Raw genomic sequence first — 19,940 nt, 5'->3', positions numbered from 1 at the left:
GATCCTATGCTCCGCCTCACCCGGGCTCCGTATTCCACTCGGCGACGGCCCTGTCCGCCAGGCCGGGTGCGGCACCGTCCAGCCAGCGCACCCTGCCGTCCTTGCGGAACCACGAGCGCTGCCGACGCACGTACCTGCGTGTGCCCGCCTGGGTGAGCCCCATGGCCTGATCGCGATCGAATTCGCCGTCGAGCAGCGCGATCACCTGCTGGTATCCGATGGCCCGACGCGCGGTGACCCCCTCGCGCAGCCCCGCCTCGAGCAGCCCGCGAACTTCCTCGACGAAGCCGTCGGCGAACATCGCCCGGGTGCGCGCGGCGATCCGCGCATCCAGGTCCGCGGTGTCGCGGTCTATCCCGAGCATGACGGTGCCCCACCGCGGGTCCCCGATGACGGGCTTGGACGCGGCATACGGGCGGCCGGTGATCTCGACGACCTCGAGCGCGCGGACGATGCGCCTGCCGTCGGTCGGCAGGATGTGCGCCGCCGCGTCCGGGTCGGCCGCGCGCAGCTCCCCGTGCAGCGCCGCCGCACCCGCCTCCGCGAGGCGCTGCTCCCACCGCCGCCGCACCGCCGGGTCCGTTTCCGGAAAACGCCAGTCGTCGATGAGCGCTTGCACGTACATCATCGAGCCGCCCACGATCACGGGCACGCGCCCGCGCCTCCGGATCCGCTCGACGTCGTCGCGCGCGGCGCACTGGTAAGCGGCGACCGACGCCGTGTCCCGCACGTCGAGCACGTCGATCTGATGGTGGACGACGCCGCGGCGCTGCGCGGGCGGCGTCTTCGCGGTGCCGATATCCATGCCCCGGTACAGCTGCATCGCGTCGATATTGACGATCTCGCCGCCGAGCCGTTCTGCCAGGTCCAGGGCGAGGTTCGATTTGCCGGTGGCGGTGGGTCCGATGACCGCGACCGGGCGGGGCCAGCCCGTCACACCGACCACAGTCCCGTGTAGTAGGCGACGCCGTACGGCCACTGCACGGACTGGTGATCCACGCGCACCCGGTCGTCGCCGACGAGGCCCGCCGCCACCTGCAGCGCCGACCGCACGTCGAGGCCCACCCGGGCGCACTGCCGCGGTTCGAGACGGATCAGCGCCGCGGCGTCGCCGTCCGCCATCGCCGCAGCGACCTCCTCGGCCAGCGGCCGCGCGCGTTCGTCGAAGGCCCCCGGTGCCTTGGCGGTGAGCGTCGACGGCCCGTCCCCGATCACCAGCACCCCGATACGTTCCGGGCGCGCGTCGATATCCCGCCGCAGCGCACGCCCCGACTCCACGCACACCTCCCACGGGGCCTCGCGTCCCACGCGCATCCCCGTCACCGGGCGCCGGGGACGCAGGTCCCGCGCAAGCCCACCGCGCAGCCACCCGGCGATCAACAACGGCAGGGCCATCGACGCGGCGGGTGCGGAGCCCGGCTGCGCCCCGCCCGCGCAGACCTCTTCACGCGCCCCCGCCGACGGGTTCCGGTGGTCATCGGCGTCGCGCTCTTCCCCGGCGCGGCCGTCCAGCGTCACCCGCACGTCCACACCGAATCCGACGAAGCTGCCCGTCGACGGTTCCGCCGGGTAGCGGGAGACGCCGTCCTGGGGCAGCCCGTCGCCCGCCTCTCCCGCGCCGACGACGAACCACGCGTCCGCGCCGGCGGCCATGGCACCCACCGCCGCCAGAACCCGCCCGCGCAGCTCCGGCAACGCGCCCGCACCGCCGCACAGGCGCGGAACCAGCAGCGGGGTCGCGGGGACAACGCACACAGAGGTCAGCACGATCGTCCACGCTAGCCGATCGTCCGCGGCCACCCGCCTGGCGCCGACAGCAGAGTCGACGACGGCGTCGACAGCGGCGTCGACAACGGCGTCGACAACGGCGCCCCGGGGCCCCGCGCCGCGGGATCGTTACGGGTTTCGATGGTCACCGAACGCGCGAGCAGGTTGAATGGTCACCGGAAACCCCACCGGGCCGGGTGCACGACGCATACCGGCCGGCAGCATCGGCAGCCGTGACGCGCGGCAGAGACGAGGTCCCATGAACAGCAACGAGAACCCGTCCGGGACGGGCGAGGATCCGGGCGCCGCCGCCCGCCCCGTGCCGGGGCCCGGGCCTGCCCGGCCGCAGGTGCCGTCGACGGACCGTGTCCCCCGGCCGGGACCGGTTCCCGGGCGTCCGGCCCCGACGCCCAACGCCGTCGCCGAGCACCAGCTGCCCCCGCGCCCGACCCCGGAAACGCACGTGGCGCACGTGCCCACCGTGCCCGCCAACGATCCGGCGAAGTGGGGCCGGATCGACGAGGACGGCGCCGTATGGGTGCGCACCGTCGACGGTGAGCGCAAGATCGGCGAATGGCAGGCCGGCGACGCGGACGAGGGCCTGACGCACTTCGGACGCAAGTATCAGGACCTGGCCACCGAGATCGAACTCCTCGAATCGCGGATCGAATCCGGCACCGCCGACCTGGGCAAGACCCGCGCCAGCGCGCAGGCGCTGCTCGAATCGGTGCCCACCGCGGCGGTGATCGGCGACCTCGACGCGCTGGCACGCCGCCTCGAGACCGTCTGCGCGCATTGCGACGTCGCCGTCGACGAGGCGCGCAGGCGCAAGGACGCCCGCCGCACGGAGCAGATCGCACGCAAGGAGGCACTGGCCGACGAGGCGGAGCGGATCGCCGCCGAGGGCACCCAGTGGAAGCAGGCGGGCGACCGGTTGCGCGCGATCCTCGACGAGTGGAAGACGATCCGGGGCATCGACCGCAAGACCGACGACCAGCTGTGGCGCCGCTACTCGAAGGCACGCGAAGCGTTCAACCGCAGGCGCGGCTCGCACTTCGCCGAGCTCGACCGCCAGCGCGCCGGCGCCAAGCACAAGAAGGAGGAGCTGGTCCAGCGTGCCGAGGCGCTGGCGGATTCCACCGACTGGGGGCCGACGGCCGGCGCTTTCCGGGACCTGATGGCCGATTGGAAGCAGGCCGGCCGCGCCCCGCGGGAAATCGACGACGCGCTGTGGGCACGGTTCAAGGCCGCGCAGGACACGTTCTTCGGTGCCCGCAAGCAGATGAACGCGGAGATCGACGCCGAATACGCGGAGAACGCGGAGGCGAAGGAGCAGTTGCTCGCGGAGGCCGAGCGGATCGACCCCGCCGTCGGCTTGGACTCCGCACGCGCGGCGCTACGCGGAATCCAGGACCGCTGGGAATCGCTCGGTAAGGTGCCCCGCGACCGCATGCACGGGCTCGAGGCCCGGATGCGGGCCGTCGAGACCCGGGTGCGCGAGGCCGCCGACGCCCAGTGGCGCCGCACCGACCCCGAAGCGCTCGCACGCGCCGCGCAGTTCCGCGAGAGGGTCGGGCAGTTCGACGAGCAGGCGCGCAAGGCGGAGGCCGCGGGCCGCGCCGGCGACGCCGAGAAGGCCCATGCGCAGGCCCGGCAGTGGCGTGAATGGGCCGAGGCGGCCGAGACCGCCATAGACGACCGCTGATCCGCACACGCAAAAGGCTCCGGTGCCCCCGCACGCGCGTGCGGGGGCACCGGAGCTCGCGCAACCGGCCCCGCGCACGCGGCACCGGCGGCGCGATCAATCCCGGTACGGGGCCTCGGGACGCCCCAACCGCGCCTGATTCATCCACGCGTCCTCGTCCTCGGCCGCGTGCTGTCGACGCTCCTCCTCCGCTGCCAGCTGCAGCGAAGTCTTGGACCATGCCACCCCCACCCACAGGTAGGTGAGCACCACCAGCAGGATGAGCCCGACGACGATGCCGACACCCGGCCCGGACAGGTCGGCCAGTGCGGCGTCCTGCGCGTCGAGGACCCCGCTGGGGGTCTGCCGCGACCAGATCGCCAGCACGCCGAGGAAGATCCCGACGGCGCAGCCGGCGGCCGTCACCCATGCCAGCGTCCACCGGCGCGTCAGCAGCGTGATCATGCCGGTGAATGCGCCGAAGACCAGGGCGAACCACACGAACAGCTGGGAGGTGATCGCCACCGCCTCGCCCTGGGCCGCATCGTTGTGCACGAGCACGTCCCAGCCGTTGACGGAGCCGGTGTGCGGGAGCAGAAAAGACGCCAGCAGCAGCAGGATGGCGACGGCGATGCCGACGCTGCGCATACCGGGGTCGATCTCTCCGGCGACTTTCTTCTCGGCCTTTTCGAAGTCCTTCTGGAAGTGCTGAAGGTCCTCGGGAATCTGATCGCTCATCGCCCTGTCCTCATCGCCCTGTCCTCATTCGCCCTGATCTCATTCGCCCTGATCCCGGCCCTGATCTCATCGCACCCTGATCCCGTGCCGGCGCCGGCGCCGCCACGGGCGTGCGCATCACCACTACCGCCGCATACGGGCACTGCGATGCTCCATCCTCCCATGGCCCCGCCCTGTGATGCCATGGCGCCAGTGCGCCGCGATCGCTCCCGGGACCGGCTTGTGCGCCGCGGGACGCCTGGTCACAACCCGCACCCGGGGGCGGCCGGGGCCGCCAGGGCGGCAGGCGCACCCACCGACGGCATGCCTAGGCCCACCCCCACCGGGGCGGTCTTCGGCGACCGGCCGGCCTCGTACGCGTCGCCCGCACGTGTGCGCCGGTGTGCGCGCACACCGGCGTCCGCGATGAGATGGTGCGGCGCGGCATCGGTGACGGTGACAGTGACGAAGTCGCCGGGCCGGATCGTCCGGGATCCCCCCTGCGCGCCGGCCGTCCCGCCGTGCCGCGGATCGAAGTGCACCAGCCGCCCGTCGCGTGCGCGTCCGCTCATCCGCGCGGTGGCCGCGTTCTTACGCCCCTCGCCCGCGGCCACCAGCAGCTCCTCCTCGCGGCCGACGCGCGTGGCGTTCTCCGCCAGGCTCACCTGCTCCTGCAGGGCGATAAGACGCTCGTAACGCTCCTGCACGACGTCCTTGGGCACCTGGTCCGGCATGTCGGCGGCCGGTGTTCCGGGGCGGATGGAGTACTGGAAAGTGAACGCGCTCGAGAACCGGGCCCGGCGCACCACCTCGAGCGTCTCCTGGAAGTCCTCCTCGGTCTCGCCGGGGAAACCGACGATGATGTCGGTGGTGATCGCGGCCTCCGGCATCGCGGCGCGCACCCTGTCGATGATCCCGAGGAACTTTCGGCTCCGATACGACCGCCGCATGGCGCGCAGCACCCGGTCGGAGCCGGACTGCAGTGGCATGTGCAGCTGCGGACACACGTTGGGGGTCGCGGCCATCGCTTCGATGACGTCGTCGGTGAACTCGGCCGGGTGCGGCGAGGTGAACCGCACACGCTCGAGCCCGTCGATGTCCCCGCATGCGCGCAGCAGCGCCGCGAAGGCGCCCCTGTCACGCGGGAGCTCCGGATCCGCGAACGACGCGCCGTAGGCGTTGACGTTCTGCCCCAGCAGCGTCACCTCCTGCACGCCCTGATCCACGAGGGCGCGCACCTCCGCGAGGATGTCGCCGGGCCGCCGGTCGACCTCCTTGCCGCGCAGTGTCGGAACGATGCAGAAGGTGCACGTATTGTTGCAACCCACGGAGATGGAGACCCACCCCGAATAGGGGGAGTCCCGGCGCGCCGGGAGCGTGGAGGGGAACGCTTCGAGCGACTCGCGGATCTCCACCTGCGCGCGCTCGTTGTGCCGGGCACGCTCCAGCAGCGCCGGCAGGGAACCGATGTTGTGGGTGCCGAAGACCACGTCCACCCACGGCGCCCGGTCGACGACGATTCCGCGGTCCTTCTGCGCCAGGCACCCGCCCACCGCTATCTGCATCTCCGGGTTGGCGTCCTTGGCCGGCCGCAGGCGGCCGAGGTTGCCATACAGCTTGTTGTCCGCGTTCTCGCGGACCGCGCAGGTGTTGAACACGACGAGGTCAGCAGTGCCGTCGTCCGCCGATTTCACGTAGCCGGCGTCCTCGAGCAGGCCCGCCAGCCGCTCGGAGTCGTGCACGTTCATTTGGCAACCGAATGTCCGGATCTCGTAACTGCGGGCGTGCGGCATCGCCGCCCGCACGATCGCCCCGCCCGCGGGCGGCACCTCGTCGCTGGAAAGATCCGACATGTCCCGTTGTTCCTCGATTCCTGGATTCCTGGATTCCTCGATGTGGAGGGTGCCGGGCGGGCGCCCCGCAGGCCGACGTCCTCCGCGGCCGCGCCCCGGCCTGCCGATGCGATTCGCGTGTATGGTCCGTGCGCCGTCACGGCCGGACAGCCTCTAGTGTAAAGACCCGTGACGACGACCGATCCGGCAACCGGCCCCGCAGGGGCTCCGCCGGCCGCGCCGATGATCGATATGCGCTCCGTCGACAAGCACTTCGGCGACCTGCACGTGCTGCGCGGCATCGATCTGCAGGTGCCCGCCGGTCAAGTGCTGGTGCTGCTGGGCCTCTCCGGCTCGGGCAAGTCCACCCTGTGCCGCACGATCAACAGGCTCGAGGCCATCGACTCGGGCACGATCAGCATCGACGGCACGCCGATGCTCCGGGAGGGCGAGGAGCTCGCCCGCCTGCGCGTCGACGTCGGCATGGTGTTCCAGCAGTTCAACCTGTTCGCGCACAAGACTGTGCTGCAGAACGTCATGCTGGCACCCATGAAGGTCCGGGGCACGGGCAAGGCCGCCACCCGCACCCGCGCGCCCGGGCTGCTGGCGCGCGTCGGGGTGGACAGCCAGGCGGACAAGTACCCGGCTCAACTGTCCGGCGGCCAGCAGTAGCGCGTGGCCATCGCCCGCTCGCTCGCGATGGGCCCCAAGGTGATGCTCTTCGACGAGCCGACCTCCGCGCTGGACCCGGAGATGGTCAACGAGGTCCTCGAAGTGATGGTCGAGCTGGCGCACGAGGGCATGACGATGATCGTCGTCGCCCACGAGATGGGCGGTCGTGGAGGTCTTCCGCGCGAGCCCCGTGCTGATCATGATGATCTTCGCTTACCAGGTGTTCGCGTTCTAAGGGGTGTTCCCCTCGGGCCGGCTGCCGCTGGCCGCCGTCGTCGTGGGGCTGACGCTGTACAACGGTTCGGTGAACGCGGAAATCCTGCGGGCGGGCATCCTGTCGCTGCCGCAGGGGCAGCGCGAGGCCGCGTCGTCGTCGGGTCTGCGTCGCGGACAGACGATGCGCATGATCGAGCTTCCGCAGGCCGTGACGGCGATACTGCCGGCGCTCGTCTCGCAGAAGGTGATCGCGCTGAAGGAATCGGCGTTGGGCTATCAGATCGGTTTCATCGAGCTGATCCGCAGCGGCCGGCAGTCCGTGTCCCACTACCGGAACTTCTTCGCCGCGCTGATCGTGGTGGGCGTGATCATGGTGGCGATCAGCTTCGCGTTGACGACGTTCGCTATGGCTCGAGCGGCGCCTGCGCTCCCGCGGCTCGGATTCCGGTCGCCCGCCGGCCGTCACCGCGGCCGACGCGGACATGTTCGACGGGGCCCCCGGGGTGGACGACTTCCCGGTGGATCGTGGGGCCGGGCGCCGGCGGGACTGACGCCCCCGCCTGCGCGGGCCGTTCAGTCGCCATCGGCGGCGCGTTCCTCGGCGGCCGCCCGCCATTCGTCCATCACGACTCCATAGGCGAGTTCGCTGCCGTAACCCTTGCGCGCGAGCATCCCGACCAGCCGGCGTTGCTCGCGGCGCGCCGCTTCCGCGTCGTCCGCGGCCGGCGTCCGCCGCCGCGACAACGTACGGCGTACCAGCGCGGCGGCACGGCCGCACTCGTCCTCGTCGGAGATCTGGGCGACGGCCTGCTCGATCACCGCATCGTCGACACCCTTCCGGCGCAGCTCAATGCCCAGGGCACGACGCGAACGGGCGCCGTCCCTGTGCCGGAAATACACCCACTGTTCCGCGAAGTCGGCATCGTCGAGCAACCCGGCACGTTCGAGGTCGTCGAGCAGCGGGGTGACGACCGTGTCCGCATGACCCTTGCGGTGCAGACGTTCCGCCAGCTCCGCCCGGCTGCGCGCGCGTTCCGCCAGCAGGCGCAGCGATGCGTCGTAGGCGCGGCCGCGCTCGTCCCCGGCGCCGCCGCGTAGCGAATCGGCGCGGCCGACGTTCTCGTTCTCAGCGCGCTCCGGATCCACCGCGCTCAGAACTCGACGGGCGTCACGGCCGCGTCCTCGTCCGTCAACACGGCGCCGATGCCGAGCTTCTCCTTGATCTTCTTCTCGACCTCATCACGGATGTCGACGTTCTCGAGCAGGAACTTGCGCGCGTTCTCCTTGCCCTGCCCCAGCTGCTCCCCGTCATAGGTGTACCAGGAGCCCGATTTGCGGATGAACCCCTGTTCCACGCCCATGTCGATCAGCGACCCCTCCTTGCTGATGCCGCGACCGTAGAGTATGTCGAACTCCGCCTGTTTGAACGGCGGCGCCACCTTGTTCTTGACGATCTTGGCCCGCGTGCGGTTGCCCACCGCGTCGCCGCCGTCCTTGAGCGTCTCGATACGCCGCACGTCGATACGCACTGACGAGTAGAACTTGAGCGCCTTACCACCGGTGGTGGTCTCCGGCGAACCGAACATGACGCCGATCTTCTCGCGCAGCTGATTGATGAAGATCGCCGTGGTGCCCGAGTTGCTGAGCGCGCCGGTCATCTTGCGGAGCGCCTGGCTCATCAGCCGCGCCTGCAGGCCCACGTGGCTGTCGCCCATCTCCCCTTCGATCTCCGCTCGCGGAACGAGTGCCGCGACGGAGTCGACGACGAGGATGTCCAGCGCGCCGGAGCGGATGAGCATGTCCGCGATCTCCAGCGCCTGCTCACCGGTATCCGGCTGCGAAACCAGGAGGGCGTCGGTGTCCACGCCGAGCTTGCGCGCGTAATCCGGGTCCAAGGCGTGCTCGGCGTCGATGAAGGCCGCGATGCCGCCGGCGGCCTGCGCGTTGGCCACCGCGTGCAGGGCGACGGTGGTCTTGCCGGAAGACTCCGGGCCGTAGATCTCCACCACACGCCCACGCGGGAGCCCGCCGATGCCCAGGGCCACATCCAGTGCGATCGACCCGGTCGGGATCACCGCGACAGGCTGACGCGCGTCATCGCCGAGGCGCATCACCGAACCCTTGCCGAAGTTCTTATCGATCTGCGCGAGCGCCAGCTCGAGCGCCTTGTCACGGTCGTTCGCCTGAGCCATCGTGCCTCCTTGTCGAACACGCCCACGGGCGTGTTGCCTATGCATGTGCCGTACGTTTGCATGTGCCGTACGTTCCCGGCCGGCCGGCCGCACGCGCCCCGCAGCCCGCGCCACCACCGATACCGCAAGGCTAAACGCCGGCACCGACAACTCCGCCCTCCACGCGCCGCATCCGGGCCGGGATTGTGGAAAACCCGGCCGAGCCGCCGGGGTTGTGGACGGCCGCCGCGCGAATCGCGCCCCCGGTGCGCGTCCGTGGTAGCAGGGCGTGCCGGGGGCGCGCAGACCGCTGTGCAGGTGTCCGCGCGGGTTCGCACCGCTTGCGCTGTAGGTCTCGAGTATATAAGAACGCTTGTTCGATGTCGATCGTCGCCTCCGCGACACGCCGATACCGCTATGGGGTCGGCGCACCAGCGCCGGCCCGCCCCGCTTCGCGGGCCGGCCGGGTGCTCACCACCGCGAACGCGGCACGTCGAAGTCCTTGCACAGCGCGCGCCAGACCTCGCGCGGCGCCACGCCGTCCTCGATGGCCTGCGACGCCGTGCGGCCATCCAGATCGGTCAGCACGTGATCGACCAGCATCGACGTCGCAGTCAGCCTCCCGAACTCGCCGTCCACCAGTTCACGGAATTCCGAAAGTCGCACACCACACGGTAACCCGCGGTCCGGCGGGCGCCGCCGCCACCGGCCGCCCGATCACCCGTGCCGCGCAGCGGCGCGCACGCACACCTCCACGGGGTCCACCGTGCGCTGTACGCCGGAACGCGCGCGTTCCACCGCGGCCCCGAACTGGTCGCGGCGCTCGAGGATCGCGAGCACCGCCGCCGTCAGTGCGTCCTCGGTGAGGGGACGCACCGTCACGGCGATCCCCAGCCGCTCGGCCCGGCACGCGAGCTCCCATTGATCGCCGCCGCCCGGCACCGCCACCACCGCGGCCCCCGCATCGACGGCCTTTGCCAGCATCCCGTGCCCCGCGCCGCAGATCACCACCGCGGCCTCCCGCAGTGCCGCCTCCTGGCGGGTGCGGCCCGCGCGCGCCCACGAGGGCAGATCCGCCGGAATCTCGCCGAACGTGGTGATGACCACCCGTACGGCGCTGTCCCCCATCCGCTCGGGGGCCAGCGCGCGCAAGGCGACCTCCGCCATCGGAGTGTCCGCATTGGTCGCTGTCGACGGGGCGACGAGCACCAGCGGCCGGTCGCCCGGCGGCAACTCCGCCTCCCCGTCCGCCGGATCCCACACGAGGGGGCCGACCACGTACGCCGCGTCGGGCCAATCGGGCCGGTGCGGCTCGAGGGCCGGCAGGGTCGCCACCAGCCGGGCAGCCGGGCCCGGCTCGCGGCCGGGAAGCCCGATGCCGCGGCGCGCCGCCTCCCGTTGACGCCGGCCGCGTCGCAGCTGCGGGCCTGTGGCCGCGCGCAGCAGCGCGTCGCGCAGCCGTCCCCGCACGCCTTCGCCGGGCGCCAGACCGCTGCCCAGCGGCGGCAGGCCCCGCGACGGCATGTAGAGCGGATGCGGGATCAATTCCACCCACGGGACGCCGAGCAGTTCGGCCGCCATGCCGCCGGCCACCGTGATCGTGTCCGCCACCACGAGGTGCGGCCGCAGCGCGCGCACGTCGTCGATGATCAGCGCCGCCATGCGGGCCGCGCGGGCATGCAGTTTGGTTCCCTCGTCCGCGTCATCGTCGTCCACGACCGGCGCGAGCCCGCGCAGGAGCGCGAAGTCCACCGACTCGGCTCGCGCCGAATCCGACCACCGCCGGCCGGTCATGAGCACGGGGTGCGCTCCCGCCGCCGCCAGCCTGCGGCACAACTCCATGGCGGGGATCGCATGGCCGGCCTCGGGGCCGGCGATCACGACGATGCGGACGCCGCGGGCCGCGTACGCAGTGGTTTCCGACATCGGATCACCCTAGCGGCACCGTGCCGGCCGCCCGCGCGCCGCGCACCGCATCGCATCGCCCCGGCGGTCCCGCGAATCACCGGCGTCTGTCGGCCGTCGGGTCGGACGAGCCCGAGAACATCTTCACCAGCAGGTAGATGCCCGCGGCGATCACCGCGACGGTCACCAGCCAGAACAGGCCTTTGAGGATCACGCCCAGCAGCACGAACAACAGCCATACCGCGACGATCCCCGCCAGTACCTTCCAGAACATCTTCCATCCACCTCTGCTCTTCCGGGACCGGAGACTCCGCCGCTCCGGCGGCCTCGACTCCAGCATGCCCGCTCACGGCCGGCGACCGGTACTGTCCGCAACCGGTTCGGGGGAAAGATCAGGGTCTTCCCCGAGCGCGGCACGTCGCCGGGGCACGCGCACCGGCGGGCGCCCCGGCCGGCGCCCGCGCCGACGCAATATGCTGGGAAGGTCCGCCGGGTCCTGCCCGGGCCCGGCGTCACGACAGGAGCCGACAGCTGTGACCCGACGAACCTTCACCGCCCCGCGCCTCACCGCGCGCGATCTGGCGCAGATCGCCGTGTTCGCGGCGCTCATCGTCGCGTTGGGCCTGCCGGGCCAACTGTCGATCGGGTCCTCCGGGGTGCCCATCACCTTGCAATCGATGGGCATCATGCTTGCCGGGGCGATCCTCGGCGCCCGCAAGGGCACGCTCGCCGTCCTCGTCGTCTTCGTCCTGTCCATCGCCGGGCTTCCGGTGCTCGCCGGCGGGCGCACGGGCCTCACGTCACTGTCGTCGCCCACCGCGGGGTTCCTCATCGGCTGGATCCCCGCCGCATTCGTCATCGGCCTGCTCACCGCACGGATGATGCCCCGGTACCGCTTCTTCACCGGCTTCGCCATCAACATCTTCGGCGGAATCGCGGTGATGTACGCGTTCGGCATCGCCGGAATGCTGTTGCGCACCGACCTGGGTATCGGCGGCGCTCTGCTGGCCAACCTCACCTTCGTGCCAGGTGACGTCATCAAGGCGGGCGTCGCCGCAGCGGTGGCGGCACAGGTGCACCGCGCGTACCCGGGCGTCATCCCCGCGCCCGCGCGCCGCCGCCCCGATACCGCACTCGCCGCACGCTGACAGGCATGGGCGAGATCCGGTTCGATGGTGTCCACCACGCGTTCGGCGAGCGCCCGGTGCTCTGCGGCATCGATGTCACACTGACAGAACATCGCGTAGGCGTCGTCGGCTGCAACGGCAGCGGCAAGTCCACACTCGCCCGCATGATCAACGGGCTGCAGACCCCCGCACGCGGCCGCGTGCTCGTCGGCGGCCTCGACACCGCCCGCAAGGCTGCAGCCATCCGGCGGCGCGTGGGGTTCGTCTTCACCGATCCGGACAACCAGATCGTCATGCCCACTGTCGCCGAGGACATCGCGTTCTCCCTGCGCAGAAGCGGACTGGACAAGCACGCGCGACGCCGGAAGGTCGACGAGGTCCTCGACGCCTTCGATCTGCACGATCACGCCGACCACCCGTGCCATCTGCTTTCCGGCGGGCAGAAGCAGCTGCTGGCGCTGGCCGCCGTCCTCGTCACGGAGCCCGACATCCTCGTCGCCGACGAGCCCACCACGCTGCTCGACCTGCGCAACGCGCGCAGGTTCGCCGAGACCCTGGCCGGGCTCCGCCAACAGGTCGTGGTGGTGACGCACCAGCTGGAACTGCTGGCGGATTTCGACCGGGTGCTCGTCATCGACGAGGGGCGCATCGTGGCCGACGACGCGCCCGCGCCCGCGCTGCGCCACTACCGCGGGCTGGTGGGATGAGCGCGATCGGCGTCTACATCCCGGGCACGTCCGCGCTGCACCGGATGCCCGCCGGCGTCAAACTCGCCGGACTCGTCGTCCTCATCGTCGCCATGTCGGTTCTGGTGCGCCGCCCCTGGGAACTGCTCGTCCCCGCCGCGGTCCTTGCTGCCGTTGCCGCCGTCGCGCGGATCGGCTTGCCCACCCTCGTGCGCCAGGTGCGTCCCGTGCTGTGGATGCTGCTCGTCATCGCGATATTCCAGCTCATACTCACCGACTGGCGACGGACCGTCGTCATCTGCGGGGTGCTGTTGCTGTCGGTGGTCGGCGCCGCGCTCGTCACCCTCACCACCCGCGTCACCGACATGCTCGACCTGACGACGCGCGTGGTCGGCCCGCTGCGCAGATTCGGCGTGGACCCCGACAGGGTGGGCCTTGTGCTTGCGATGACCATCCGGTGCATTCCGCTCCTGGGCGAACTGGTCTCGTCGGTCTCAGAAGCACGCCGCGCCCGGGGCTTGGGTTTCTCGCTCCGAGCCTTCGCAGTGCCGGTGGTGGTGGGCGCCCTACGGCGCGCAGACGCGCTCGGCGATGCACTCATCGCGCGCAGCCTCGACGACCCTGCCGCTCCCGCGCGCGACGCCGACGGCGACCCGGCACGCTAGCAAGACAAGCAAGGGCCCCGCCGCGGCGCACCGCTGCGGGGCCCTCCACTGCTGTCGCAATCCGGTCACGAACCGGTCTTGTCCTCCGTCTTCCCCTGGCCGATCTCTCCCTGCATCGACGCGCGGATCTCCTGCAGGCGGCTGTGGCCGGCCATCTGCACCGAGGCCTGCTTGACCTCCTCCATCCGGCCCTGCACCGAGCCCTTGGCAAGCTCCGTGGAGCCGAGGGCCGTAGCGTAGCGGCGTTCGATCTTGTCCCGAACCTCATCCAGCGACGGCGTATTCCCCGGCGCGGAGAGCTCGGTCACCGAGCGCATCGAATCGCTGACCTGCTCCTGCATCTTGGCCTGCTCGAGCTGGCTGAGCAGCTTGGTGCGCTCGGCGACCTTCTCGTGCAGGCGCATGGCATTCTGCTCGACGGCCTTCTTCGCCTGTGCTGCCGCATTCAGCGAATTATCGTGCAGCGATTTGAGGTCCTCCACGTTCTGCTCACTGGAGACGAGTTGCGCCGCGAAAGACTCGGCGGCGTTCTCATACTCGGTGGCCTTCGGTTCGTCCCCCGCACCTCGGGACTTATCCGCCATCTCCAGCGCCTGACGGATATTGCCCTGCAGCTTCTCCACCTGCTCAAGCTGACGGTTGAGCTTCATCTCCAGCTGGCGCTGGTTGCCGATCACATTGGCGGCCTGCTGCGACAACGCCTGGTGCTGACGCTGCGCATCCTCGATGGCCTGCTGGATCTGGACCTTGGGGTCGGCGTTCTCGTCGATCTTGGCGTTGAACAACGCCATCAAATACTTCCAGCCCTTGACGAATGGGTTGGCCATCGCTTAGTCCCCGTCTCCTCTAGGTTCAGTGCCGCCGTCATGCGCGTGTGGCCGACGACGATCGTGTGCAGCGCCGCATATACGGCGGGGCGCCCCGGCATGGCCACCACCTTGTCCGGTGCCGCCCATGCAGGACCCGGAATGTCCGGTGCCCAGCATATGCACAAGCCCCCGACTGCGCGCTATGCCGCGAACACCGGCACGTCGATCTTGCCCTGCGGAATGACCATCCTCGGAGCCGCGGCGCCGACGGCGTCCGCGGTGACCGGCAGCGGCGCGTCGCCTGACATAGACACGCTGACCTCGAACAGTACATCGGAGATGGGCACTTCCAGCGCTTTGCAGATGGCGGCCAGTAGCTCGCTCGACGCCTCTTTGCGGCCGCGCTCGACTTCGGAGAGATAGCCCAGACTGACCTGCGCGGACGTCGACACCTCACGCAATGTGCGGCTTTGAGTCGTACGCCGACGGCGCAGACTGTCGCCGATGGCCTCACGCAACAGCAGTGTCATCTCGCCCTCCACTCTGGACCCTTCACCTACTACAACGCATCCGCCGCGCCATCCGTTCCCGCCGGCCTTCCGCCGCCGGATCCGGAGGATCCGGAGGACGGCGACGACGCCGTCTCCAGCAGCGCTGCAAGCGCCGCGGCGACGGCGGCCCGCCGGATCTGCCACCGTGTCCCGTGCAGCCGGAGGCGCACCACTTTACTCGAATGCCCGCCCGCAAGCCCCAGGAACACCGTGCCCGCCGGGTGCCCGTCCTGCTCCGCCGGACCCGCGACCCCGGTGAGGCCGATCCCCCAATCCGCACCGCAGCGCTTCCTCGCCCCCACCGCGAGGGCACGGCCGGCCTCCGGCGAGACCGGACCGTGCTCGTCCAGCATCGACCGCGGCACCGCCGCAAGCCGCGCCTTGAGCTCCGTGGCATACACGATCAGGCCGCCGCGCAGGACCAGGCTCGCGCCGGGGACCCCCGCGATCGTCGCCGCCGCCAGCCCCGCCGTGAGCGACTCCGCCGTCGCGACCGTCTCGCCACGCCCGGTGAGCGCCCGTACGAGCTCCGGCGCCACCGTGCCGGGCACCAGAGGGTCCGCCGCAGGATCGCGGGTCACGACGCGGCCACGTCCTCGTGCCCCTGCCCGGAGCCTTCGGCTTCAGGATCCCCCGCGTCACCGTCCCCCACGTAGCGTCCTGGGTCTCCGGCCGCCCCCGCACCGCCCGGGCCCGCATGCACCGCGCGCCCGCCGCGACGCAGCCGGACGGCCTGCACCACGTAATCCACGCCCGTCGCCAGCGTCAGCGCCACCGCTATCCAGATCAGCGCCAGGAGGTACGGTCCCGCGGCCGCGGGGAGCGGAAGCAGGTAGAGGAAGATCGCGGCCACCTGCACGAGCGTCTTGAGCTTGCCGCCGCGGCTGGCCGGAATCACACCGTGCCGGATGACGATGAACCGCAGCGCGGTCACCCCCAGCTCGCGGGCCGCGATGAGCCCGGTGATCCACCAGCTGACGTCTCCGAGCGCCGACAGCCCGACCAGGGCGGCGCCGATGAGGGCCTTGTCCGCGATCGGGTCCGCGATCTTGCCGAAATCCGTGATCAGCCCGCGCCGCCGTGCCACCTCACCATCGATACGGTCGGTGAGCGCGGCGATCGCGAACACCGCGGCCGCGCCGATCCGCGCGGCGGTGTCATGCCCGTCGCCCAGAAACAGCACGGCGAGGAACACCGGTACCAGCAGGATCCGCAGAACGGTCAAGATGTTGGCGAGGTTGACCACCGGCACTTCCGGCCGTACGCCGGGCGGGCCCGACACGCGGGCCGGACGCGGTGCCGGAGGGCGGGGCCGCGCTGCGTCGTCGGCCGTCATCCCGCGGCTCCCCACACAACGCATGACCCGAACGGAATCGGGGGACGACGACGCGTCATCGGCAGCAGAACGGGCACGTCTCAGAGCCTATCGGGTAGGCCGGTCGCTACGCTGAGTGCATGACCACCAGTCGGCAGTTCCGCCGCGACGCCGGCGGACCCCCCGCCGTCGGGGGTTCCGCCGCGACGGCCCCGCAGGGCGGACGCCTGCGTGTACGGCGCGCGCGCACGGCCGACGTCCCCGGCATCAAGCGGCTGGTCGACTATTACGCGGGCCGGATCCTGCTGGAGAAGAACCTCGTCACGCTGTACGAAAACGTCCAGGAGTTCTGGGTGGTCGAGCACGACGGGGCCCTGGTGGGCTGCGGCGCGTTGCACGCGATGTGGTCGGACCTGGGCGAGGTCCGCACAGTGGCCGTCGACCCCGTGGTCAAAGGCATGGGCGCAGGCCACCTGCTGATGGTGCGACTGCTCGACACCGCGCGGGAGCTGGGCCTGACCAAGGTCTTCGTCCTCACCTTCGAGGTCGACTTCTTCCACCGGCACGGTTTCGAAGTGATCGAGGGGACCCCGGTGACGGCCGAGGTCTACGAGGAGATGTGCCGCTCCTACGATACGGGCGTCGCCGAGTTCCTCGATCTGAGCTTCGTCAAACCGAACACCCTCGGCAACACCCGCATGCTGGCCACCCTGTCCTGAACGGCGGAAGAACAGCACCGGCCTGCGTCACCGCCCTGGGCCGTCGCCGTCCGCGTCCGGCGCGGCCTTGCCGGAACGGTTCGTGCGGGTCGGCCCCCCTGCGGCGTCGGGTCCGGTACCGGGCGCCGGGTGCGCGGAGCCTGCACCGGCAGAGGCGTGGGGCTGGTCCAGCGCACCGCCGGCGCCCCCGCCGCGACGCGACTTGAGCAGGCTCGCCACCGCGGCGATGAGCAGCGTCGCCGCGATCACCCCGAGCGACAGTCCGGTGGAGATCTCCGGCACGTGCACCGACTCGCCGCCGTTGATGAACGGAAGCGTGTTCTCGTGCAACGCGTGCAGGATCAGCTTGACGGCGATGAACGCCAGGATCACCGACAGGCCGTGCGAGAGGTACACGAGTCGGTCGAGCAGGCCGCCGAGCAGGAAGAACAACTGCCGCAGCCCCATCAATGCCAGCGCGTTCGCGGTGAACACGAGGTAGGGCTCCTGGGTGAGCCCGAAGATCGCAGGAATGGAGTCCAGCGCGAACAGCACGTCGGTGACGCCGATGACGACCAGCGCACCCAGCAGCGGTGTCGCCATCCGGTGCCCGTCGACCTTGGTCACCAGGCGATCGCCGTGAAACTCGGTGGTGGTGGGAAGCACCTTGCGGACGATCCGCATCACGCGGCCGCCGTCCGCATCACCGTCCTCCTCGGCCTCCTCCCCGGCGAGCGACTCGCGCATGAGCTTGATCGCCGTGTAGAGCAGGATGGCGCCGAAGATGTAGAACACCCACGCGTAGGCGTTGATCGCGGCCGCGCCGAGGACGATGAACACCCCACGCAGGACCAGCGCGATCGCGATGCCCAGCAGAAGAGCCTTCTGCTGGAGCTCACGCGGGACGGCGAACTTTGCGAAGATGATGACGAACACGAAGAGGTTGTCCACCGACAACGCCTTCTCCGTCACATAGCCGGCGAAGAACTCTCCGCCGTAGGTGCCGCCCCACACCCACCACACAACAAGGCCGAAAACACAGGCCAGGGCGATGTAGACCAGGGACCAGGTTCCCGATTCACGCAGACTCGGTGCGTGCGGGGTGCGGACATGGGTGTAGAAATCGAACACGAACACGCCGATGACGGCGATGATCGTGACGCCCCAGACGAGCATGGAAACATCCACGTGGATAGACCTCCGGTAATCCGTACAAGACTGCCGGAGGTCTCTCCCACCGCCGCGGCCGGTGGCTGCGGCGGCCGATCACGCCGGTCCGCGTCCTGCGCCACGTGGGTGCCGAAGGACGCGAACGTGCTGACGACATGGTCGCGAGTCCGGGGATACTCCCCTCCATCGGCTTCCGATCCTACAGGTTCCATCAGCGACGGCGCGCATCGTCGGCGACGGGAGGAAGCCGGGGCCGGTCAGCATTCGGCCCGGCATGCGGATCAGCACGGCACCCGGATCGATGCGACGGTGCGGTCGTTCAGTGCACCCCTTCGTGCGCGGGCTCCTCCGCGGGCTCGGGACCGCCGCCTTTGATCGACCAGAGCAGCCCGTCGAGCTCGTCCGGCTTGACCAGGACCTCGCGCGCCTTGGAGCCCTCGCTGGGGCCCACCACGCCGCGCGTCTCCATCAGGTCCATCAGGCGCCCCGCCTTGGCGAACCCCACGCGCAACTTGCGCTGCAACATCGAAGTGGAGCCGAACTGGCTGGTGACGACCAGCTCCACTGCCTGCACAAACGCGTCGAGGTCATCCCCGATGTCGGGGTCGACGTCCTTCTTCTCGCCCGCCTTCGCGGCCGTGACGCCCTCGGTGTAGTCGGGCTCGGCCTGATTCTTCGTGAAGTCGACGACCGCCTGGATCTCCTCATCGGTGATGAAGGCACCCTGCTGACGCGTCGGCTTGCCCGCACCCATGGGCAGGAACAGCGAATCGCCCATGCCGATGAGCTTCTCGGCACCGGGCTGATCCAGGATCACACGCGAATCCGTCAGCGACGACGTACCGAAGGCCAGACGCGACGGCACATTGGTCTTGATGAGACCGGTCACCACGTCCACCGAGGGGCGCTGCGTGGCCAGGACCAGGTGGATTCCGGCCGCCCGCGCTTTCTGCGTGATGCGGACGATCGCGTCCTCGACATCACGCGGCGCCGTCATCATCAGGTCGGCCAGCTCGTCGACGATCGCCACGATGTACGGGTACGGCCGGTAGACGCGCTCGGATCCCAGCGGTGTGGTGATCTCGCCGCTCCGGACCTTCTTGTTGAAGTCGTCGATGTGCCGCACCCGGCTCGCCTGCATGTCCTGGTAGCGCTGCTCCATTTCCTCAACCAGCCACGCGAGCGCGGCGGCGGCCTTCTTGGGCTGCGTGATGATGGGGGTGATCAGGTGGGGCACCCCCTCGTACGGCGTGAGCTCCACCATCTTCGGGTCGATGAGGATCAGCCGCACGTCGTCGGGCCGTGCCCGCGCGAGCAGCGAGACAAGCATCGAGTTGACGAAGCTCGACTTGCCCGAACCGGTGGCGCCCGCGACCAGCAGGTGCGGCATCTTCGCCAGGTTCGCACTGATGTAGTTGCCCTCGATGTCCTTGCCCAGGCCGATCACCAGCGGATGCCGGTCCTTGCGGGTGGAAGGGGCCGCCAGCACGTCGGAAAGCCGGACGATCTCCCGGTCGGCGTTGGGCACCTCGATGCCCACCGCCGACTTGCCGGGGATCGGCGCGAGTAGCCGCACGTTGTCAGTGGCCGCCGCGTAGGCGATGTTGCGGTGCAGCGCCGTGATCTTCTCGACCTTCACGCCGGGGCCCAGCTCCACCTCGTACCGGGTGACCGTGGGCCCGCGAGTGAAGCCGGTGACGGCGGCGTCGATCTTGAACTGCTCGAGCACGCCGTCGATCGCCTCGATCATCGCGTCGTTGGCCTTGCTGTGCACCGTCGGCGGGTCGCCCAGAATAAGCAGGTTCGCCGGCGGCAGCACATAGTTCTCGTCGCCTTCGCGGGGCGGATCGGGGATCAGCGGACCAACGTCGTCCGCGCCGCCGGCGTCCGCGGCCGGCTGCGGCGCCGGGGTGGGCGCCGGCCGGGGACGTGTCCGCGGCGGTGCGGGAGCCGCC

General features: G+C 70.5%; 20 protein-coding genes and 2 pseudogenes. 7 read left to right on the top strand and 15 right to left on the bottom strand.

The features are described from left to right. Positions 1 to 16: 16 nt before the first annotated feature. A complete protein-coding gene (gene miaA / locus JJ683_RS19175) occupies positions 17 to 937 on the bottom strand; it encodes a tRNA (adenosine(37)-N6)-dimethylallyltransferase MiaA (protein ID WP_200175098.1) in 921 nt (306 codons plus the stop codon). After that, complete coding sequence (locus JJ683_RS19170) at positions 934 to 1,767, bottom strand: class III extradiol ring-cleavage dioxygenase family protein (protein WP_200175096.1); 834 nt, start codon at positions 1,765 to 1,767, stop codon at positions 934 to 936. The genes miaA and JJ683_RS19170 overlap by 4 nt, the downstream gene beginning before the upstream one ends. A 259-nt stretch (positions 1,768 to 2,026) precedes the next feature. Between JJ683_RS19170 and JJ683_RS14250 the strand changes: the two genes are divergently transcribed. Further along, on the top strand, positions 2,027 to 3,472 hold the full coding sequence (locus JJ683_RS14250; protein ID WP_200175094.1) for a DUF349 domain-containing protein: 1,446 nt from the start codon (positions 2,027 to 2,029) through the stop codon (positions 3,470 to 3,472). Between the two features lie 96 nt (positions 3,473 to 3,568). Here JJ683_RS14250 and JJ683_RS14245 read toward each other — a convergent pair whose 3' ends face one another. Next, positions 3,569 to 4,189, bottom strand: a complete 621-nt coding sequence (locus JJ683_RS14245) for an Rv2732c family membrane protein (RefSeq protein ID WP_200175092.1) — start codon at positions 4,187 to 4,189, stop codon at positions 3,569 to 3,571. A gap of 242 nt (positions 4,190 to 4,431) precedes the next feature. After that, on the bottom strand, positions 4,432 to 5,961 hold the full coding sequence (gene miaB / locus JJ683_RS14240) for a tRNA (N6-isopentenyl adenosine(37)-C2)-methylthiotransferase MiaB (protein ID WP_200175119.1): 1,530 nt from the start codon (positions 5,959 to 5,961) through the stop codon (positions 4,432 to 4,434). Positions 5,962 to 6,243: 282 nt separating this feature from the next. On the opposite strand from miaB, the pseudogene JJ683_RS14235 reads away from it, so the two are divergent. Both JJ683_RS14235 and JJ683_RS14230 read left to right on the top strand, forming a co-directional pair. Further along, positions 6,244 to 6,834 (top strand): annotated as a pseudogene (locus tag JJ683_RS14235) (amino acid ABC transporter ATP-binding protein); the annotation flags it as partial. A 1-nt stretch (position 6,835) separates the two neighbouring features. Continuing rightward, positions 6,836 to 7,439, top strand: a pseudogene (locus JJ683_RS14230) (amino acid ABC transporter permease); the annotation flags it as partial. A 22-nt stretch (positions 7,440 to 7,461) separates the two neighbouring features. On the opposite strand, the gene JJ683_RS14225 reads toward JJ683_RS14230, so the two are convergent. The 5 genes from JJ683_RS14225 to JJ683_RS14205 all read right to left on the bottom strand — a co-directional run bounded on the left by JJ683_RS14225 (position 7,462) and on the right by JJ683_RS14205 (position 11,238). Then, positions 7,462 to 8,034, bottom strand: a complete 573-nt coding sequence (locus JJ683_RS14225) for a regulatory protein RecX (protein WP_200175090.1) — start codon at positions 8,032 to 8,034, stop codon at positions 7,462 to 7,464. A 5-nt stretch (positions 8,035 to 8,039) separates the two neighbouring features. After that, a complete protein-coding gene (recA, locus tag JJ683_RS14220) occupies positions 8,040 to 9,080 on the bottom strand; it encodes a recombinase RecA (RefSeq protein ID WP_200175088.1) in 1,041 nt (346 codons plus the stop codon). A gap of 450 nt (positions 9,081 to 9,530) precedes the next feature. Beyond that, the gene (locus JJ683_RS14215; protein WP_200175086.1) at positions 9,531 to 9,725 is read right to left on the bottom strand and encodes a DUF3046 domain-containing protein; all 195 of its coding nucleotides are present in this window, start codon (positions 9,723 to 9,725) and stop codon (positions 9,531 to 9,533) included. 51 nt (positions 9,726 to 9,776) lie between these two features. Then, positions 9,777 to 10,985, bottom strand: coding sequence for a glycosyltransferase (locus JJ683_RS14210; protein WP_200175084.1), 1,209 nt, complete (start codon positions 10,983 to 10,985; stop codon positions 9,777 to 9,779). Between the two features lie 76 nt (positions 10,986 to 11,061). Next, the gene (locus JJ683_RS14205) at positions 11,062 to 11,238 is read right to left on the bottom strand and encodes a hypothetical protein (RefSeq protein WP_200175082.1); all 177 of its coding nucleotides are present in this window, start codon (positions 11,236 to 11,238) and stop codon (positions 11,062 to 11,064) included. 259 nt (positions 11,239 to 11,497) lie between these two features. On the opposite strand from JJ683_RS14205, the gene JJ683_RS14200 reads away from it, so the two are divergent. From JJ683_RS14200 to JJ683_RS14190, 3 genes are read left to right on the top strand one after another with little or no spacing between them, the layout of a single operon-like run. Next, positions 11,498 to 12,112: a biotin transporter BioY gene (locus tag JJ683_RS14200; RefSeq protein WP_307810945.1), complete on the top strand. Its 615-nt coding sequence runs from the start codon at positions 11,498 to 11,500 to the stop codon at positions 12,110 to 12,112. Positions 12,113 to 12,117: 5 nt separating this feature from the next. Continuing rightward, a complete protein-coding gene (locus JJ683_RS14195) occupies positions 12,118 to 12,798 on the top strand; it encodes an energy-coupling factor ABC transporter ATP-binding protein (protein ID WP_200175080.1) in 681 nt (226 codons plus the stop codon). Then, positions 12,795 to 13,442: an energy-coupling factor transporter transmembrane component T family protein gene (locus JJ683_RS14190; protein ID WP_200175079.1), complete on the top strand. Its 648-nt coding sequence runs from the start codon at positions 12,795 to 12,797 to the stop codon at positions 13,440 to 13,442. Before JJ683_RS14195 ends, JJ683_RS14190 begins: the two co-directional genes overlap by 4 nt. Positions 13,443 to 13,507: 65 nt before the next feature. Here JJ683_RS14190 and JJ683_RS14185 read toward each other — a convergent pair whose 3' ends face one another. The 4 genes from JJ683_RS14185 to pgsA all read right to left on the bottom strand — a co-directional run bounded on the left by JJ683_RS14185 (position 13,508) and on the right by pgsA (position 16,162). Continuing rightward, complete coding sequence (locus JJ683_RS14185; protein ID WP_200175078.1) at positions 13,508 to 14,269, bottom strand: PspA/IM30 family protein; 762 nt, start codon at positions 14,267 to 14,269, stop codon at positions 13,508 to 13,510. A 182-nt stretch (positions 14,270 to 14,451) separates the two neighbouring features. Further along, positions 14,452 to 14,781 carry a helix-turn-helix domain-containing protein gene (locus JJ683_RS14180; RefSeq protein ID WP_200175118.1) on the bottom strand — a complete coding sequence of 110 codons (330 nt, stop codon included), beginning with the start codon at positions 14,779 to 14,781 and terminating at the stop codon, positions 14,452 to 14,454. 29 nt (positions 14,782 to 14,810) lie between these two features. Beyond that, on the bottom strand, positions 14,811 to 15,383 hold the full coding sequence (locus tag JJ683_RS14175) for a CinA family protein (RefSeq protein ID WP_200175077.1): 573 nt from the start codon (positions 15,381 to 15,383) through the stop codon (positions 14,811 to 14,813). After that, positions 15,380 to 16,162, bottom strand: coding sequence for a CDP-diacylglycerol--glycerol-3-phosphate 3-phosphatidyltransferase (pgsA, locus tag JJ683_RS14170; RefSeq protein ID WP_372435308.1), 783 nt, complete (start codon positions 16,160 to 16,162; stop codon positions 15,380 to 15,382). The genes JJ683_RS14175 and pgsA overlap by 4 nt, the downstream gene beginning before the upstream one ends. Positions 16,163 to 16,344: 182 nt before the next feature. Between pgsA and JJ683_RS14165 the strand changes: the two genes are divergently transcribed. Next, positions 16,345 to 16,836: an amino-acid N-acetyltransferase gene (locus JJ683_RS14165; protein ID WP_242474729.1), complete on the top strand. Its 492-nt coding sequence runs from the start codon at positions 16,345 to 16,347 to the stop codon at positions 16,834 to 16,836. A 27-nt stretch (positions 16,837 to 16,863) separates the two neighbouring features. Here the strand turns inward: JJ683_RS14165 and JJ683_RS14160 are convergent, their stop codons facing one another. Together JJ683_RS14160 and JJ683_RS14155 are read right to left on the bottom strand one after the other, a co-directional pair. Continuing rightward, entirely contained in the window at positions 16,864 to 18,003 is a 1,140-nt protein-coding gene (locus tag JJ683_RS14160; protein ID WP_200175073.1) for a TerC family protein, read from the bottom strand. A gap of 301 nt (positions 18,004 to 18,304) precedes the next feature. Beyond that, the coding region (locus tag JJ683_RS14155; RefSeq protein ID WP_242474728.1) for a DNA translocase FtsK at positions 18,305 to 19,940 on the bottom strand (1,636 nt) is incomplete at its 5' end.

Source organism: Tomitella cavernea, from assembly GCF_016599145.1.
GTDB lineage: Bacteria > Actinomycetota > Actinomycetes > Mycobacteriales > Mycobacteriaceae > Tomitella > Tomitella cavernae.
The sequence above is the reverse complement of the archived record's forward strand: the minus strand, read 5'-3'. Positions and strand labels throughout refer to the sequence as shown.

What these genes read in the sequence shown, in the direction of transcription:
- JJ683_RS14250 (WP_200175094.1), top strand. Translation starts at nt 2,027, where the DNA reads ATGAACAGCAACGAGAACCCGTCCGGGACGGGCGAGGATCCGGGCGCC.
- JJ683_RS14245 (WP_200175092.1), bottom strand. Translation starts at nt 4,189, where the DNA reads ATGAGCGATCAGATTCCCGAGGACCTTCAGCACTTCCAGAAGGACTTC.
- miaB (WP_200175119.1), bottom strand. Translation starts at nt 5,961, where the DNA reads ATGCCGCACGCCCGCAGTTACGAGATCCGGACATTCGGTTGCCAAATG.
- recA (WP_200175088.1), bottom strand. Translation starts at nt 9,080, where the DNA reads ATGGCTCAGGCGAACGACCGTGACAAGGCGCTCGAGCTGGCGCTCGCG.
- JJ683_RS14210 (WP_200175084.1), bottom strand. Translation starts at nt 10,985, where the DNA reads ATGTCGGAAACCACTGCGTACGCGGCCCGCGGCGTCCGCATCGTCGTG.
- JJ683_RS14205 (WP_200175082.1), bottom strand. Translation starts at nt 11,238, where the DNA reads ATGTTCTGGAAGGTACTGGCGGGGATCGTCGCGGTATGGCTGTTGTTC.
- JJ683_RS14195 (WP_200175080.1), top strand. Translation starts at nt 12,118, where the DNA reads ATGGGCGAGATCCGGTTCGATGGTGTCCACCACGCGTTCGGCGAGCGC.
- JJ683_RS14190 (WP_200175079.1), top strand. Translation starts at nt 12,795, where the DNA reads ATGAGCGCGATCGGCGTCTACATCCCGGGCACGTCCGCGCTGCACCGG.
- JJ683_RS14185 (WP_200175078.1), bottom strand. Translation starts at nt 14,269, where the DNA reads ATGGCCAACCCATTCGTCAAGGGCTGGAAGTATTTGATGGCGTTGTTC.
- JJ683_RS14180 (WP_200175118.1), bottom strand. Translation starts at nt 14,781, where the DNA reads ATGACACTGCTGTTGCGTGAGGCCATCGGCGACAGTCTGCGCCGTCGG.
- pgsA (WP_372435308.1), bottom strand. Translation starts at nt 16,162, where the DNA reads ATGCGTTGTGTGGGGAGCCGCGGGATGACGGCCGACGACGCAGCGCGG.